The sequence below is a fragment of the Actinoplanes sp. NPDC000266 genome (assembly GCF_042899005.1).
In the GTDB taxonomy this organism is placed as follows: domain Bacteria; phylum Actinomycetota; class Actinomycetes; order Mycobacteriales; family Micromonosporaceae; genus Actinoplanes.
In genome coordinates this window covers 128019-143619 of sequence record NZ_JBIAZI010000013.1, presented here as the reverse complement: position 1 = coordinate 143619, position 15601 = coordinate 128019, and the positions used below count along the sequence as shown (strand labels likewise).

At 72.1% G+C, this 15601-nt stretch carries 18 protein-coding genes; 6 read left to right on the top strand and 12 right to left on the bottom strand.

Annotated features, from left to right (window positions below; translation table 11 throughout):
• Positions 1-71: 71 nt before the first annotated feature.
• Genes ACFY36_RS41765 through ACFY36_RS41750 form a run of 4 tightly spaced genes read right to left on the bottom strand, consistent with a single transcriptional unit; the run spans position 72 to position 3311 of the window.
• Positions 72-998 (bottom strand): ABC transporter substrate-binding protein, encoded by a 927-nt coding sequence (locus tag ACFY36_RS41765; RefSeq protein WP_499751462.1) that lies wholly within the window; start codon positions 996-998, stop codon positions 72-74.
• A 14-nt stretch (positions 999-1012) separates the two neighbouring features.
• Positions 1013-1672 (bottom strand): ABC transporter permease, encoded by a 660-nt coding sequence (locus tag ACFY36_RS41760; protein ID WP_499751461.1) that lies wholly within the window; start codon positions 1670-1672, stop codon positions 1013-1015.
• Positions 1669-2304, bottom strand: coding sequence for an ABC transporter permease (locus ACFY36_RS41755; protein WP_499751460.1), 636 nt, complete (start codon positions 2302-2304; stop codon positions 1669-1671). Before ACFY36_RS41755 ends, ACFY36_RS41760 begins: the two co-directional genes overlap by 4 nt.
• Positions 2301-3311: an ABC transporter ATP-binding protein gene (locus tag ACFY36_RS41750; protein WP_499751459.1), complete on the bottom strand. Its 1011-nt coding sequence runs from the start codon at positions 3309-3311 to the stop codon at positions 2301-2303. The genes ACFY36_RS41755 and ACFY36_RS41750 overlap by 4 nt, the downstream gene beginning before the upstream one ends.
• Positions 3312-3428: 117 nt before the next feature.
• Here ACFY36_RS41750 and ACFY36_RS41745 point away from each other — a divergent pair, with 117 nt between their 5' ends.
• Positions 3429-4862, top strand: coding sequence for an aromatic amino acid ammonia-lyase (locus tag ACFY36_RS41745; RefSeq protein WP_499751458.1), 1434 nt, complete (start codon positions 3429-3431; stop codon positions 4860-4862).
• On the opposite strand, the gene ACFY36_RS41740 is transcribed toward ACFY36_RS41745, so the two are convergent.
• On the bottom strand, positions 4835-5353 hold the full coding sequence (locus ACFY36_RS41740; RefSeq protein ID WP_499751457.1) for a cysteine dioxygenase: 519 nt from the start codon (positions 5351-5353) through the stop codon (positions 4835-4837). The genes ACFY36_RS41745 and ACFY36_RS41740 overlap by 28 nt on opposite strands.
• Positions 5350-6237: an amidohydrolase family protein gene (locus ACFY36_RS41735; RefSeq protein WP_499751456.1), complete on the bottom strand. Its 888-nt coding sequence runs from the start codon at positions 6235-6237 to the stop codon at positions 5350-5352. Before ACFY36_RS41735 ends, ACFY36_RS41740 begins: the two co-directional genes overlap by 4 nt.
• Before the next feature lie 117 nt (positions 6238-6354).
• Here ACFY36_RS41735 and ACFY36_RS41730 point away from each other — a divergent pair, with 117 nt between their 5' ends.
• A complete protein-coding gene (locus ACFY36_RS41730; protein ID WP_499751455.1) occupies positions 6355-7347 on the top strand; it encodes a LacI family DNA-binding transcriptional regulator in 993 nt (330 codons plus the stop codon).
• Here the strand turns inward: ACFY36_RS41730 and ACFY36_RS41725 are convergent.
• On the bottom strand, positions 7265-8680 hold the full coding sequence (locus tag ACFY36_RS41725) for an aromatic amino acid lyase (protein WP_499751454.1): 1416 nt from the start codon (positions 8678-8680) through the stop codon (positions 7265-7267). The two genes, ACFY36_RS41730 and ACFY36_RS41725, sit on opposite strands and share 83 nt — an antisense overlap.
• Positions 8677-9672, bottom strand: a complete 996-nt coding sequence (locus ACFY36_RS41720; RefSeq protein WP_499751453.1) for an ornithine cyclodeaminase family protein — start codon at positions 9670-9672, stop codon at positions 8677-8679. The genes ACFY36_RS41725 and ACFY36_RS41720 overlap by 4 nt, the downstream gene beginning before the upstream one ends.
• A 56-nt stretch (positions 9673-9728) precedes the next feature.
• Between ACFY36_RS41720 and ACFY36_RS41715 the strand changes: the two genes are divergently transcribed.
• Entirely contained in the window at positions 9729-10718 is a 990-nt protein-coding gene (locus ACFY36_RS41715; protein WP_499751452.1) for a MurR/RpiR family transcriptional regulator, read from the top strand.
• Positions 10719-10736: 18 nt separating this feature from the next.
• On the opposite strand, the gene ACFY36_RS41710 is transcribed toward ACFY36_RS41715, so the two are convergent.
• Both ACFY36_RS41710 and ACFY36_RS41705 read right to left on the bottom strand, forming a co-directional pair.
• Positions 10737-10955: a hypothetical protein gene (locus ACFY36_RS41710; RefSeq protein ID WP_498699506.1), complete on the bottom strand. Its 219-nt coding sequence runs from the start codon at positions 10953-10955 to the stop codon at positions 10737-10739.
• Between the two features lie 57 nt (positions 10956-11012).
• A complete protein-coding gene (locus ACFY36_RS41705; protein WP_499751451.1) occupies positions 11013-12293 on the bottom strand; it encodes a glucose/sorbosone family PQQ-dependent dehydrogenase in 1281 nt (426 codons plus the stop codon).
• A gap of 98 nt (positions 12294-12391) precedes the next feature.
• Here ACFY36_RS41705 and ACFY36_RS41700 point away from each other — a divergent pair, with 98 nt between their 5' ends.
• Positions 12392-12739 (top strand): hypothetical protein, encoded by a 348-nt coding sequence (locus ACFY36_RS41700; protein WP_499751450.1) that lies wholly within the window; start codon positions 12392-12394, stop codon positions 12737-12739.
• Between the two features lie 2 nt (positions 12740-12741).
• Positions 12742-13242 carry a carboxymuconolactone decarboxylase family protein gene (locus ACFY36_RS41695; protein WP_499751449.1) on the top strand — a complete coding sequence of 167 codons (501 nt, stop codon included), beginning with the start codon at positions 12742-12744 and terminating at the stop codon, positions 13240-13242.
• Here ACFY36_RS41695 and ACFY36_RS41690 read toward each other — a convergent pair.
• Complete coding sequence (locus tag ACFY36_RS41690; protein WP_499751448.1) at positions 13239-14216, bottom strand: aldo/keto reductase; 978 nt, start codon at positions 14214-14216, stop codon at positions 13239-13241. The genes ACFY36_RS41695 and ACFY36_RS41690 overlap by 4 nt on opposite strands.
• 103 nt (positions 14217-14319) lie before the next feature.
• Between ACFY36_RS41690 and ACFY36_RS41685 the strand changes: the two genes are divergently transcribed.
• Positions 14320-15153: a helix-turn-helix transcriptional regulator gene (locus ACFY36_RS41685; protein ID WP_499751447.1), complete on the top strand. Its 834-nt coding sequence runs from the start codon at positions 14320-14322 to the stop codon at positions 15151-15153.
• Here ACFY36_RS41685 and ACFY36_RS41680 read toward each other — a convergent pair.
• The gene (locus ACFY36_RS41680) at positions 15150-15587 is read right to left on the bottom strand and encodes a MarR family winged helix-turn-helix transcriptional regulator (RefSeq protein WP_499751446.1); all 438 of its coding nucleotides are present in this window, start codon (positions 15585-15587) and stop codon (positions 15150-15152) included. The two genes, ACFY36_RS41685 and ACFY36_RS41680, sit on opposite strands and share 4 nt — an antisense overlap.
• Positions 15588-15601: the final 14 nt, after the last annotated feature.

Here is a 15601-nt window from a genome sequence, read left to right as displayed (position 1 = left end):
AGCACCGCGGGGAGCCGCCCACCGCTGATCGACGATCATACGGAGGGCGGCCCTCGGTCGCGCGCCAATTATCAGGCGAGGCCGTTGTCGCTGATGAAGGCCTTGGCCACGGTGGCCGTGTCCTGCTTGTCGACCTGGACCTTGGCCAGGTACTGGGTCAGGTTCTCGGTGGTGAGCTTGGCCGAGACCGCGTTGAGGGCGCCCGACACGGTCGGGTTGTTGGCCTCCGTACGGATCAGCGGAATGATGTTCTCGGCCAGGTAGAGGTTGCGCGGGTCCTCCAGGACGACCAGCTTCTTGGTGGCGATGGCCGAGTCGGTGGAGAAGATGTTGGCCACGTCGATCTTGCCGTCGAGCAGGGCGTTCAGCGTGAGCGGGCCGCCCGCGTCGAGGGGCTGGAACTTCTTGAACTTGACCCCGTACAACTCCTCGAGGCCCTTGAGGCCCTGGTAGCGCTCCTGCCACTCGGGCCCGGCGCCGATCGAGAGCTGACCGGCGACCGGCTTGAGGTCGTCGATCGTCTTGAGGTTGTGCTTGGTCGCCGTCTCCTGGGTGACGGTCAGCGTGTCCTTGTCCTCGGCGGCCGACTGCTCCAGCACCTCGGTGCCGGCCGGCAGCACCTTCTTCAGCTCGGCCAGCACGTCGTCGGGCTTGGACACGCCCTGCGGGGCGCCGCCGGTGTGCAGGGCCGAGAGCAGCGCGCCGTTGTACTCGGGCAGCAGGTCGATCGAGCCATCCTGCAGCGCCTTGAGGTAGAGCTCGCGGGCGCCGATGTTGAACTGCCGCTTGACCTGCACGCCCTTGGCCTCGAGGGCCTGCGAGTAGATCTCGGCGAGCAGCTCGCTCTCGGCGAAGTTGGCCGAGCCGACCGTGACGGCCGACGTGCCGGTGGAGGAGTTGCCCGAGTCGGCCGCGAGCGGGTCCTCGTCGGCGCCGCAGGCGGCCGTTCCCAGAAGCAGCGCGGCGGCGAGCGCCGTGCCGATCATGCGTACACGCATATTCACAAACTCCTTCAGAAGCGCCCGGAGACACCGGGCGACACGACCCAGCGCTGCACGAGCGCCAGGAAAAGGTCGAGCACGACCGCCAGCACCGCGACGACGATGGCGCCGGCCAGCACACGGGAGTAGTCGTTGACGGCGAGGCCGTCGATCAGGAGGCGGCCGAGGCCGCCGAGGCCGACCGCGGCGGCGACCGTCGCGGTCGCCACCACCTGCAGGGCGGCGCTGCGGAAGCCGCCCATCATCACGGGCAGCGCCATCGGCAGCTCGACGCGGGTGAGGACCTGCCAGGGGCGCATGCCCATGCCCTTGGCGGCGTCGACGACCCGGCGGTCGAGGGTGCGCATGCCCGCGTACGCCGACGTCAGGATGGGCGGGATCACCAGCACGGTCAGGGCGATGAGCACCGGCAGCAGGCCGAGCCCGAGCAGCGTGACCATCAGCATCAGCAGGCCGAGGGTGGGCAGCGAGCGCCCGGCGTTGCCGGCGTTGATGGCGATGAACGAGCCCTTGCCGGTGTGCCCGATGTAGAGGCCGATCGGCAGGGCGATGACCGTGCCGATGACCATCGCCAGCAGCACGTACCAGAGGTGGGAGAGCAGCAGCTGCGGGAAGCCGCCGGCGGCGCTGGGATCCCAGTTGGCCGGGTCGAAGAGGTACGAGAGGTTCATGCGCGGGCCCAGGGGGTGACGGCGCGCTGGATCAGCACGATGACGAGGTCGGCCACCGCGGCCAGCAGCACCGACAGGACGATGCCGACGATGATCGGCTCGAGGTAGAAGAGCTGGAAGCCGCGGGTGAACAGCTGGCCGAGGCCGCCGATGCCGATCAGGGCGCCGACGCTGACCAGGCTGATGTTGGCCACCGTGGCCACCCGCAGGCCGGCCAGGATGACCGGCAGCGCGATCGGCAGCTCGACGTCGATCAGGCGGCGCGTGCGGCGATATCCCATGGCGGTGGCCGACTCGTTGACCAGCTTGTCGACCGAGCGCAGGCCGTCGGCGACCGTGCGGGCCAGCAGGGCCACGGTGTAGATGGTCAGCGCCACCACGATGTTCAGCGGCGACAGGATCTTCGTGCCGAGCACGACCGGCAGGAAGACGAACAGGGCCAGCGACGGGATCGAGTAGAGCACGCCGCAGACGTTCACCAGCGGGTGGTAGAGCCACGGGAAGCGCACGCCGAGATAGCCGATGGGCAGGGCGATGACGAAGCCGAGCAGCACCGGGACGAGCGCCAGGTAGAGGTGTTGCCGCAGGGCGGCCAGCACCGTGTCCGAGTTGTTCTGGAGGTACTGGATCACGAGGCCCGCCGGGCGATCAGGTGGTCGACGAGGTCGTGATGACGGACGATCCCGTCGCAGACCCCGTCGGCGTCGACACGCACCGCTATGCCGACCGGCGAGCTGATCGCCAGGTCGGTGACGATGCGCAGCGAGTCGTCCTTGGTGAATGTCCCGTTGACGGGCGTTTCGCCGGACGAGGTCCGCCAGGCGATCGGGCGGCCGGAGTCGTCGGTGACGAGGTCGGCGCCGGCGGGTGAGACCGGCACGGAGGACGCGGAGTCGAAGGAGAGGCTGCGCAGGCCCCGGTCCCGCCCGATGAAGGAGGCCACGAAGTCGTCGGCCGGGTTGTCGAGGAGCTCCTGGGGCGTGCCGAACTGGGCCAGGACCCCGCCCTGCCGGAGGATGGCGACGTGGTCGCCGAGCTTGATGGCCTCGTCGATGTCGTGGGTGACCATGGCGATGGTCTTGCCGAGGTCTTGCTGCAGGCGCAGGAACTCGGTGTGCAGCTGGGCCCGCACGACCGGGTCGACCGCGCTGAACGGCTCGTCCATGAGCATCACGGGCGGGTCGGCGGCCAGCGCCCGGGCCACGCCGACGCGCTGCTGCTGGCCGCCGGAGAGCTGCGCCGGATAGCGCTTGGCGAACTCGGTGGGCAGGCCCACGCGCTCGAGCAGCTCCAGCGACGCCGTGCGGGCCTCGCGCCGGGTCTTGCCCAGCAGCATGGGCACGGTGGCGACGTTGTCGAGCACCGTGCGGTGCGGGAACAGGCCGGCGTGCTGGATGACATATCCGATGCCGCGGCGCAGCTCGGCCTCGTCCTGAGCGGTGACGTCGCGCCCGTCGATCAGGACCCGGCCCGAGGTCGGCTCGACCATTCGGTTGATCATGCGCAGCGAGGTGGTCTTGCCGCAGCCGGACGGACCGACCAGAACCGTCATCTTTCCGGTCGGCAACTCCATCGAGAGGTGGTCGACCGCGGTACCGCCGCCGGGATAGATCTTGACGACGTCCTCGAAAGTGATCATGGTTCTCCTGGGCGGTCGTCTGAATGGCGCTATTCATACTTGCGGTGTAGTGAATAGGCTGTCAACGGAAGGCCGGAGCCCGTTACGGTCCGGAAACCTTCAAAGCTGGAGATCACTATGGAGGTGTCTCTCGACGGCCGCACCTTGACGATCGAGGGCCTGGTCGCCGTCGCTGAGGGTAAGGCCGGCGTCACCGTCGACGAGGCGGCGCTGCGCCTGATCGACGACCGCCACTCGCTGCTGCAGCTCGCCCGCGAGCACGGCGCGGTCTACGGCGCCAACACGGGCGTGGGCGCCAACCGGCACGAGCGCACCTCGGAGGGGCACGGCCTGCGGCTGCTGCGCAGCCATTGCGCGGCGGTGGGCCCGGAGGTCGACGACGTCACGGCCCGGGCGACCATGGCCGTACGACTGAACCAGATCCTGGCCGGCGGCAGCGGCATCTCCCGGGGCGTGGCCGAGGCGCTGGCCGTCGCGCTCAGCGCCGGCGCCGTGCCCGCCCTGCACTCGTGGGGCGCGATCGGCACCGGCGACCTGGCCTCCCTGGCCGAGCTCGCGCTCACCCTGGCCGGCGAGCGGCCGTGGCGCTCGGGCGACGCCCCGGCCACGGTGATCGACGCCACCGACGCCCTGCCGATGATCAGTTCGAGCGCGCTGACCGTGGCCACCGCGGCCCTGGCGCTGAGCCGCGTCGAGCGCCTCCTGCAGGCGTCCACCGTGGTCGCCGCCCTGTCCTTCCTGGCGCTGCGTGGCAACCCGGAGGCCTACCACCCGGCCGTGCACACGGCCCGCGCCCATCCCGGCCAGGCCGAGGTGGCGTCGACCATGAGCCGGCTGGTGGCCGGGGCCGGCGAGCCCGCCCGCATCCAGGACCCGTTCGGCCTGCGGGTGCTCCCCCAGGTCACCGCGCCGGCCGCGCACGCCGCGCGGCAGTTGCGCTACGTGCTGACCGAGGAGATCAACGCCGCGGTGGAGAATCCCCTGGTCACGGCGGACGCGGTGCTGCATCACGGCCAGTTCCACACGGCCACGGTGGCCACCAGCCTCGACACCCTGCGCGGCTCGTTCCTGCCGGTGCTGGCGCTCTCGTCGGCCCGGCTCGGCCTGCTGATGCGGCCCGACATGACCGGGTTGCGGGCGTTCCTGGCCGACGGCCCGGCCGGCAGCTCGGGGCTGATGATCAGCGAGTACGTGGTGCAGGACGTGCTGACCGAGATCCGCGTCGGCATGCAGCCCATCTCGGCCGGCACGCTGACCATCTCGCTCGGCCTGGAGGAGCACGCCAGCTTCGCCACCCAGGGCGCGCGGGCGCTGCGGGCCATGGCCGACCTCGCGCCGACGTTGCTGGCGGCCGAGCTCGTGGCGGCGGTCCGGGCGCTGCGGATGGCGCCCGGCCGGCTGCCGGACGGGCCGGCCCAGGAGGCGTACGACATGGTCTCGAAGGTCTTGGACCCCGAAGCCGGCGACCGGCCGATCGGCATCGACCTCACCGCCGCCGCCGAGGTTCTTCCCCTTCTGGCGAGCTACAGCGGCCGCAGCTCGTCGGCGTAGCTGACGGCCTTGCGCCGCATGACGCCGCTCTCGCTGATCGAATATTGCCCCATGCGCCAGAGCGGCGGCGAGTACGCGTGGATCGACACCGACCCGTCGACCGCGCCCGACATGCGGTGGATGTGGTCGGGACCGAAGGCGAACGCGCGCCCGGACTCGACCACCCGGTTCACCGGCTCGCCGCCCATCCGCGGGTTGGCCTCGTTCACCGCGCCCCGGGTGACCGCCACCGCGCCCGAGGAGATGTCGTGGTCGTGCCAGCCGGTGTCGTCCTCGGTGTTCCAGCAGAGCACCCACACGTCGATGTCGCTGTCGCGGTAGAGCGACGCGTAGTGCCGCTTGCCGGTGTCGTGCCGCACCAGCGGCTCCCACAGCTCGGCCCGCGCGGCCAGCTCGGCCACCCAGAGCTGGAGCTCCTTCGGGCTCAGCGTCCGGCCGGGCAGGACGGGCAGGTGCGCCGGGTCGGTGACGGCGACGGTGTCGGTCGTCATCTCGGTTCTCCTGTCAGCAGATGACGGGGGTTGGCGGTGAACAGCGCGTGGCGGAACGCGTCGCCCAGGCCGGGGTCGACCGGCTCCGCGTACGGGCGGTCGGAGCCGTGCACGAGCGGGTCGACGCCGACGACGCGGGTGAGGGCGTCGATCGCGCGCGTGCCGTACGAGCTGGTCTCGTAGTAGACGTACGGGTCGAGGGGCCCGAGCGCGCCGCCGCGGGCCGCGAGCCGCTCGTGGTGCAGCGGGGCCAGGCCGGCCAGCGCGACGAAGGCGATCCGCAGCCGGGGGTGCTGCCGGCGGCCGGCGACGTGCCAGGCGAGCCACGCGCTGTGCATCTGGGCCACGTACGGCACCATGGCCGGCCACCACGAGGGCGCGCCCGGGTCGCAGGCGGGGGCCGGGCCGGGGTGCACCAGCACCGGCTTGTTCGCCCGCTCGGCCTCCTCGAGCAGGGGGCCGATCCGCTCGATGGCGGCCGGGTCGGCCAGCGCGGTCGCGGGCAGCTGGACACCGACGACGCGGTCCTCGGTGAGGATCTTGGCCAGCGCCGAGGGGTCGGGCGCGGCGACGTTGGCGGCGGCCCAGATGCGGAACGGGCCGGGCAGCGCGAGGCCGCTCTCGTGCCAGACGTCGAGCAGCTCGGGCGAATCCAGATATTCCATACCTAGCGGAGAGGAGATGGAGAGGATCACCAGATCCTTACCCTCCGCGATCTCGCGGGCGCGGCGTTTCTCCACGTCATGGGCGTGCGGATCGACCTCGTAGGGCGCCTCACCGGGCAGGTACAAGGTCCACTCACGCAGGTAAGGATAAGAATTACGCCGCCTGAGGGCCTCGACCAGGCGCGCCGGCCAGAGGTGCTGATGACAGTCGATCAGCATGGCCGGTTCTCACTCTCCGTGCGAGGGAAGCGCTTCACAAGTTTCCAAAAGTGAAGCGCTTCCCCACCGGAAACGCAACGCGATCTCACCCTACGGAACGGGTGTTACCCTCAGTCGATGTCACGGCAGCAACCGCGACGGACCCTCCAGGATCTGGCGACCGCCGCCGGGCTGTCCCTGGCCGCTACCTCGTACGCGCTGCGCGGCGTGCGCGGCTCCCCCGACACCATCCGCCGGGTGCGCGAGCTGGCCGACGAGCTCGGCTACACGGTCGACCCGATCGCCCGAGCGCTGGCCAGCGGGCGTACGGGATCGGTCGGGGTCTCGGGGTCACTGCGCGATCTGTGGCAGCAGGACCTCTCGGTGCTGCTGACCCGGGCCCTGCGCAGCCGGGGCCGCTACGCGACGATCGCCGACGCCGACGCCGACCCCTCGCAGGAGCGGCTGATCGTCGAGCAGTTCGCGGCCCAACGGGTCGACGGCGCGATCGTCTCCCCGGTCGACCCCTCGGCCTCCTACTGGCGGCTGCTCGATCCGGAGGTCGCTGTCGTCTCGCTCGGCGACGCCCTGACCGAGCGGCCGGGGTCGGGGTGCGTGCTCTTCGACAACGAGTACGGGGTGACGGCCGCCCTCGGCCATCTCCAGGAGCTCGGGCACCGCCGGGCCGGCATGCTGGCGCCGTCGCTGCCGTCCACGCCGGGCCGCCCGTCCGAGGTGCTGGCGCCCCGCATCGCCGCCTCGATCGGCCTCGAGCTGAGCATCGTCTCGGCGCCGGCCGCGACCACCGAGGCCGTCACCGTGGTGTCGGCGCTGCTGGCCTCCCCCGACCGGCCGACGGCGCTGTTCTGCCTGAGCGACTCGCTGGCCTTCGCCGCCTACCACGCCGCGCGGGCGGCCGGCCTGCGCGTCCCGTCCGACATCTCCGTCATCGGATACGACGACCACCAGCTGGCCGCCCTGGTCAGCCCGGGGCTGACCACGATGGCGTGGGACGAGGACGCCATCGTGGAGTCGGCCGTGGGCCAGCTCATCGACCGGTCGGCGGCTCCGTCGCCGTTCCGCCCGGCGCTGGTGGAGCGGGGATCGACCAGCCGCCCTCCAGCCGGGTGACAAGTCGGTCGATCTCCGGCCCGAACGGCCGGTCATGGGTGCCGCCCGCCTGACCCGCCTCGCTGCCGTCGCCTGCCCGGCCCGGCTCGCCTGCCCCGTCGCGCAGGCGACGGCCCTGGTCGACGGCGAGGATCTCGCAGGCGAGGACGTCCCGGAGGCCGGACGCGGCCTCGGTGAAGCACTCGTACGCCTCGAAGCCGAAGCTCTGCACGTCCTCCTGGCCGGTCGACGTCTCCATCGGGCCGATCAGCGCGGGCAGCGCGAAGCGCCGCAGCCGGTGGGCCGTGCCGACGGCCCGCTTGTGCACGGAGACCATGCCGGCGTGCCGGCCGGGCGCGTCCGAGAGCTGCCGGGGCAGGCCGGTCACCTGCGGGTCGAGCAGTCGGTGCAGGCGGGCCGCGCCCAGCTCGGCCAGGTGCACGAGCGCGGTGGTCAGGGAGCTCAACGCGGCGGTCAGGTCCGTACCGGCGAAACCGGCCGTGCCGACGAAACGGCCGTCCAGGTGGGCCGGGGAGTCGGTCACGGCGGTCAGCGCGCGGTCGACGGCCGCCTCCAGAGCCTCGGCGGCGCGCAGGGCCACGGCCAGGGCGGGCGCGGTGACCCGGAACGAGACCGGGGCCTGGAGCGCTCGCGCGGGGGTGTCGCCGCGCCGGTCGCGCAGCGCTTCGAGGACGGCCGTCAGCTCGGCGTCGCCGCGGGCGGTGGCGGGGTGCAGCGGGTCGCGGCTGGCGCCGATCAGGGCCATCTCATCGCCCGCGACCGCCACGATCTGCTCGACCAGGGTCCGGGCCGCGGCCGCCGCCAGCACGGACAGGCCGGTCAGGCCGGGCACGCCCTCCAGGAACGCGACACCCTCCTTGGGGCCGAACGAATAGCCACCGTCGAGCACGGCCAGGCCGAGATGGGCGAGCGGGATGATCTCGCCGGCGGCGCCGCCCCGCAAGGGGATCTCCGGCTCCGCGCCGGCCTCCAGCATGCCGGCCAGGTGACTCACCAGCGAGGGTGAGACGCCGGCCGCGCGATCCAGGAAGGTCCGCAGCCGTACGGCCATGAGCGCCCGCGCCTCGACCGGGCGCAGCCACGGGGCGGAGCCGGCCGCGCGGCCCGCCATCAGGGTGTTCTGATGCTGCTTCTGGGCCTCGGCGTCGAGGCGTACCCCCGAAAGCGCGCCCATCCCCGTGTTGACGCCGTACACCGGTTCGTCGCCGGCCAGGTCGGCCAGCGCCGCCGCGCGGGAGGCTTCCAGGCGCTCCAGAAGCCCGGCCGACAGCTCGAAGGAGGCGCCGCGGGCGATCGCGGCGATGTTCATGTCGGCCGGCTGCTCGATCTTCATCGGTACCGCAGCATCGTGCCGGCGCCGGCGGCCTCGGCCCGGGTCAGGATCAGGTGGGCCAGGGCCACGTCGAGGATCGACAGGCCGCGGTGCCACAGCAGGATCCGCTCGTCCGGCGACTCGCGGCCCGGCTTGCGGCCGCTCACGATGTCGCCGAGCTGGGCGTAGAGGGTCTCCTCGCTCAGCCGGCCGGTGTCGACGTGCGCGCGCAGCGCACCGAAGCGCCCCGACTGCGACTCGCGCCAGTCGTCGACGACCACCTTGTCCATGACGTCGAGCAGATCAAGTTCAACGGCGCTGATGGTGCCGTACGGCACCACGAAGGCGCCGGGTTTCACCAGAGCCGTGCGCAGAAGCGGCCGCGGCTCGGTCAGGCGTGACGCCTCGACCAGGATATCGGCGCCGTCGAACACCTCGTCGGCGGTCTCCACCACGCGGACCGGGGTGCCGGTGACCTCGCGCAGCCGCGCGCCGAAGGCGTCCCGCGACTCGGCCCGGCGGCTGGTGACCCGGATCTCGTCGAGCTCGAACAGCCGGTCCAGCAGCGTGATGTTGGCGAAGGCGGTGCCGCGCGCGCCGACGTGGCCGAGCACGCGGGAGTCGGGCCGGGCCAGATATTTGGCGCCGACCGCGGTCATCGCGCCGGTGCGCATCTCGGTGATCCAGGTGGCGTCCATGATGGACAGCGGCACGCCGGTGTGCGGATCGAACAGCGTCACCATGGCCAGTTCACTGGGCAGGCCGCGCTCGTAGTTGGGCACGAAGTCGCCGACCACCTTGACGCCGGCCACGCCGAGGGGCTTCACGTGCCCGCGCAGCACGTTGAAGTGGCCCACGCCGCCGTTGTCGGGCACGAGGTGCGTGCGCGGCTCGAAGACCGTCTCGCCCCGCCCGTGCGCGGCGACGACCGACTCGACGGCGGCGATCGCGTCGTCCGGCCCGACGCCGAGCTCCTCGATGTCCGGGCCGGAGAGGAACCGCAGATGAATCATCGAATGCACCCTTGTCCGATCGTGTTTTAGGCTATTCAGGGTAGATCGGGGGCGGGATGGACATCGGACAGGCTGAGGATTGGCTGCTCGACCTCGCCCGGCGGCATCGGCTCTCGCCCTCGCAGCGGCAGATCGTGCAGCGCATGCTGGGCATGTTCCCGGACGTGGCGTTCCTGTCGACCATCGAGATCTCCAAGCGGGCCGGGGTGAGCCAGCCGACCGTGACCCGCCTGGCCACGGCCCTCGGTTTCGCCGGCTACCCGGATTTCCGCGCCGCCCTGCGCGACGTCGTCCTGTCCTCGACCGCGCCTCCCGCGCCGAGCCCTTTCGCGGTCGGCCACCACGCGCACAGCCCTTCGGGGGGCGGCCCCTCCGCGAGCGGCCCCGCGGCGGACGGCACTTCCGCGAGCGCCGGCTCCGCGAGCGCCGCCTCCGCGGACGGCGCCTCCGCGACGGGCCCTTTCGCCGCGCTCTCGGCGGGTGCCCGCGTGCCGTCGCCGCGGCACAGCGCGATCGATCAGGAGACGGCGAACGTGGCCGGGCTCGCACGGGCCGCCCGGAGGTTGCCCGCGGCCGTCGACGCCCTCGCGGCGACCTCTCCCCTGGGGGTGGTCGGGTTACGCGCCTCGGCCGCCCTCGCCGACTATTTCGGATATTTCGCCCGACGGGCGCTTCCTGCGGTTCGGGTGTGCACCGACGCCGGGAGCGTCGACGACTTCGTGCTGCACCTGCACCAGGAGGGCGCCTCGGCGGCGCTGTTCTTCGCGATGCCGCGCTATCCGGCCGGAACCGTCGAAGCGATGCGGCTCGCGCGCCGGCTCGGCCTGACCACCGTCGTGATCGCCGACACGGCGCTGGTGCCGTTCGCCGGCGACGCCGACGTGCTGCTGGTGGCGCCGGTCGGGACCGGGCTGGTCTTCGACTCCCACGCGGCGGTGGTGGTGCTGGCGATCAGCCTGCTCGACGCGGTCGCCGCCACCGACCCGGGAAGGACCCAGGAGCGCCTCGAGGCTCACGAGGCGCTCGTGGACCGTTGGGTCTACTGACCCCTGCTACTGGCCCTCCTATTGGCCGGACGCCGACAGGATCTCGCGGGCCTCTGCTTCATCTCCGGGGGCGACGTACACATGCACGCCGTTGAGCTGTAACTGCGGTTCCTGCTGGCCCGCGTCGTCGGCGGACACGCCCACCTTGAGCCCGTAGCTGCGCAGCAGACCTGCGATGATCTCCGCCTCCGACCGGCTGGAGACGACCGCGACCGACACCACATCCTCGCTAATCATGGGTCCAAGTGTGGCCTACGTTCCGATTGCCGGCGGAAGCAAGATGTTCCGGCCACTTCAGCCCGCGGTGAACTCGAGGATCGCCCCCGGATCGGCCAGCCTGGTGGTCGGTTCACCGGCCAGGTCGTTGGTGACCCCGGCGGCGTCGGTCGCCACGTAGAACGTGCGGCCGTCCTCGCCCGCGGCCACGTCGCGGTAGCGGTTGACCGTGCGCCACAGGGTTTCCGCCTGCCCGGAGCGGTCCACCCGGTAGACCGCGCCGTTCTTCAGCGACGGGATGAGCACCGACCCCTCCCAGCCGTCGATGGCCGCCGAGTTGACGACCTCGGCGCTCGACGGGGCGATCGTGGGCCAGCAGAGGTGCCCGCAATCCCCTTCGAACTCGTGGTCGGCGGGCACGGTGAAGAACGTCCGCAGCGGCGGCACGAAAGCGAGGTCGGTGAAGGACGACTCCGTCTGCCGGGGGACGGACGGCGGGATCCGGTAGTCGCTGAAGGTGAGGCGGCGGCAGTCCGGCGCGGCCGACCAGTTCGCGTAGACGTACGCCTTGTCGTCGCGATATCCGGCGACGCGCGGCCATCCGTAGTTGCCGCCGGGCCGGATCAGGTTCAGCTCGTCGTCGGACTTCGGCCCCTGTTCGGTCGAGTACAGCCGGCCGGCCGAGTCGAACGCGATGCCCTGGGCGTTGCGATGTCCATAGGAGTACACGTGGGTGCGTACACCTGAAAGAAAGGGGTTGTCGGCCGGCACCGAGCCGTCCCGGCCGAACCGCAGGATCTTGCCCTGATAGCGCGTGAAGTCACTGGCCGAGACCGGCAGCTCCTGGGCGAGGTTGGCGTCGCAGGCCCGCTCGAACTGGTTGGCGCCGCCGTCGCCGACGGTGAGATAGAGCTTGCCGTCGGGACCGAGCACCAGCCGCCCCGACACGTGGTCGATGGTCGCCGGCAGCCCGACGATCACGTCCACCGGATCGCGCAGCGTCCCGGATCCGGCGTCGTAGGTGTACCGCCGCACGTTCAGCGGCCCGTCCGTGTAGGCGACGAAGACGTACGGAAGGTCGAGCGCCAGCCCCAGCAGCCCGTCCTGCGTGCCGGCGGCCCGGCTCGGCACCGTCCCGACCACCGTGCGCGCCCCGGTCCGGGGGTCGATCCGGATCACCCGCCCGGCCGTCCGCTCGGTCACCCACAGATGCCCGTCCGGTCCTCTGAGGACCTCCCACGGATTCTCCAGGCCGTCGGCCACCACCCGCATGGTGAACGGCGGTTCCGGGAGCGCCGCCGGCACCAGACCCAGCACCAGCCCGAGGACGGCGCCGAACACTTGCACGAACCTCGTCATGCCCTGTTTGTCGCATACGGGGTCCGCCCGGCGGGCGGTTTACCCGTCACGGCCATCACAAAGGTGAACCCACCGGTCCGTTTGGCGTCGTCCCAGGCATGCGTATCAGTGACGCCCTGCGCGACGTGGCCCTCGAACCACGAACCGATCTGGCCGCCGCCCTCGACCGCTACTACTCCCCCACGTACGTCCACCGCAGCGACGGCAAGGTCATGGACCGGCAGGCCTTCGCCGCCATGGCGGCCGGGCTCCGCGATCGCGTCACGGGCGGCACCGTCACGGTCCTGGACGAGCTGACCGACGGCCGCCACTACGCCGAGCGGCACGTCTACGAGGTCACCATGACCGACGGCGCCACGCTCAAGCGGGAGATCTACGTCTTCGGGACGCTCGCCGCCGACGGCCGGTTCGAGCAGCTGTCCGAGACCGGGATCGAGGTGGCATAGCCGTGATCCGCCTCCCCGACCCCGATCCGTCGTCGCTCCCGGCCGGCCTGCCGCCCGACCCGATGGTCAAGATGCTGAGCCACTCGCCCGCCACCGTCGAGCTGTTCGTCCAGCTGGCCCGGGCCCAGTTCGCCTCGCTCGCGCTGCCCGCCCGCTCCCGCGAGCTGGTCATCCTGACCGTGGCCGTGACCCAGGAGTGCTCGTTCGAGCTGGCCCAGCACGAGCCGATCGCGTTGCGGGCCGGTCTGGAGCCCTCCGCGCTCGACCTGATCCGGCGCGGCCGTTTCGACGATCCGCTGCTGTCCGATCACGACCGCACGCTGATCCGCTTCACCACGACGGTGCTGGCCGGCCCGGCCGTCGGCGACGAGTTGTTCGCCTCGGTGCGGGCCGTGCTCGCGCCCCGCGAGATCGTCGAGGTGCTCCAGGTCATCGGCTACTACTGGACGTTCAGCCGGATCAACACCGTGCTCCAGGTGCCGCTGACCGAGGTCTACAACTAGTTGCCCACGCCGAGGGCGGCCATGAACCCCGCCGGATAGCGGTCGCCCCGGGCCGAACCCTTCGGGACGGCCTCCTCGATCGCGGCCAGCTCCGCCCCGGTCAGGCTGACGTCCAGGGCGGGCAGCGCCTCGGCCAGCCGGGCCCGGGTGCGGGCGCCGACCAGCGGGACGATGTCCGGGCCCTGCGCGGCCACCCAGGCGATGACCAGCTGGGCGACCGTGCAGCCCTTGGCCTCGGCGACGCGGCGCAGCCGTTCGACCAGCGCCAGGTTGTGCTCGACGTTCCCGGCGGCGAAGCGCGGCCCGCGCACCCCTTTCCCGGCGCTCCAATGACCCGAGATCAGACCACGGCCCAGGACGCCGTACGCCGTCAGGCCGATCCCGAGTTCGCGCAGCGTGGGCAGGACCTCGGGCTCGACGGCCCGCGACAACACCGAATATTCGATCTGCAGGTCGGTGATCGGGTGGACGGCGTGGGCCCGCCGGATGGTTTCCGCGCCGACTTCGGACAGGCCGATGTGCCGTACGTACCCGGCCTCCACCATCTCCTTGATGGCGCCCACGGTCTCCTCGATCGGGACGGCCGGGTCGAGTCGCGCCGGCCGGTAGATGTCGATGTACTCGACCCCGAGACGGGTCAGCGAGTAGGCCAGGAAGTTGCGCACCGCCTCCGGGCGGCCGTCCTGCGGCCCGGCCACCGGGCCCGGCCCGCGCATCTGCCCGAACTTGACGCTCAGCACGTAGCTGTCCCGGTCGCGGCCGCGCAGCGCCTCGTTGAGCAGCAGCTCGTTGTGGCCCATGCCGTAGAAGTCGCCGGTGTCGACGAGCGTCACCCCGGCGTCCAGGGCCGCGTGCACGGTCGCGATGCTCTCGTCCCGGTCGGCCTCGCCGTACGGGCCGCCGGACATCCCCATCGCGCCCAGGCCCATCGCCGACACCACGGGGCCCGTGCGCCCCAGCTGTTCGTTTCTCATCGTTCGAGCATGGGCGCGCATGTCGGCGTACAAAATCGGACTCTTTATCGTGGGAGAGCCGCTCCCTGGATGCGGGCCGCACCGGCGCGGCAGCATGAAGGGCATGGAACGTGAGCAACTGGCCGACTTCCTGCGCCGCCGCCGTGAGGCGATCCGCCCGGCCGAGGTCGGCATCGCCGGCGGCCCCCGCCGCCGCACGGCCGGGTTGCGGCGCGAGGAGGTGGCCATGCTGGCCGGCATGTCCGTCGACTACGTGGTCCGCCTCGAGCAGGGCCGCAGCAGCCAGCCCTCGGCCCAGCTGCTGACCGCGCTGGCCCGGGCCCTGCGGCTCTCCGACGACGAGCGCGCCCACCTGTTCCATCTGGCCGGCCACCAGCCGCCGCCCGCCGACGGCGTGGCCCGCCTGGCCCGCGCCGGCCTGCTGCGCATGCTCGACCTGCTCGGCGACACGCCCGCGATGGTGCTGTCGGACCTGGGCGAGGTGCTCGCGCAGAACCGGATGAGCCGGCTGATGGCCGGGGACCTGACCCGTTTCACCGGGGACGACCGCTACATGACGTACCGCTGGTTCACCGATCCGGCGGCCCGCGGCGTCCGCCCGGACGCCGAGGGTGAACACCACTCCCGCCAGCTCGTGGCCGACCTGCGCGCGGTGGCCGGCCGCCGCGCCGGCGACCCGGTCGTCGAGCGCCTGGTGGCCCGGCTGACGGCGGCCAGCGACGAGTTCCGCGCCCTGTGGTCCGAGCACGAGGTGGCGGTCCGCCGGATGGACCGCAAGACGCTGACCCACCCGCGGGTCGGCGACCTGGTGATGGACTGCGAAACCCTGGTCACCCCCGACCTGGGCCAGGAGCTGCTGGTCCTGACCCCGGCCGACACCGAGACGCGCGAGCGCCTGGCCCTGCTGAGCGTTTTGGGCGTCGAGGAGTTCGCCTAATCGTTGAGGGCCTCGGCGCAGGCGGCCAGATCGGCCACCAGACGGCCGACCGCCGCCCGGTCGAAGGCCGCGGTCATGCGGCGCTCGACCCCGGCCACGATGGCACTGGCCTCGGCCAGAATCCCCCGGCCGGCGTCGGTCAGCTGGGTCGGCAGCGCGCGGCCCTGCGGCGCCGTGACGGCCCGCTCCAGCAGGCCGCGTTCCTCCAGCCCGAGCAGGAGCGCGTGCATCGACTGCCGGGTGACGAAGACCGCGCGGGCCAGCTCGGCCGCCGACAGGCCCGGCCGCTGGCCCAGCACCTCCAGGCACGAGTACTGCGACACCGTGAGCCCCAGCGGCCGCAGCGCCGCCTCCATCGCCGCCCGGAGCGCCGACGCGGCCAGCTTCAGCGCATAGCCGACCGACCGGTCCAGGTCCCCCACGCCTTGCGTCATGTCAGCATCCTGAC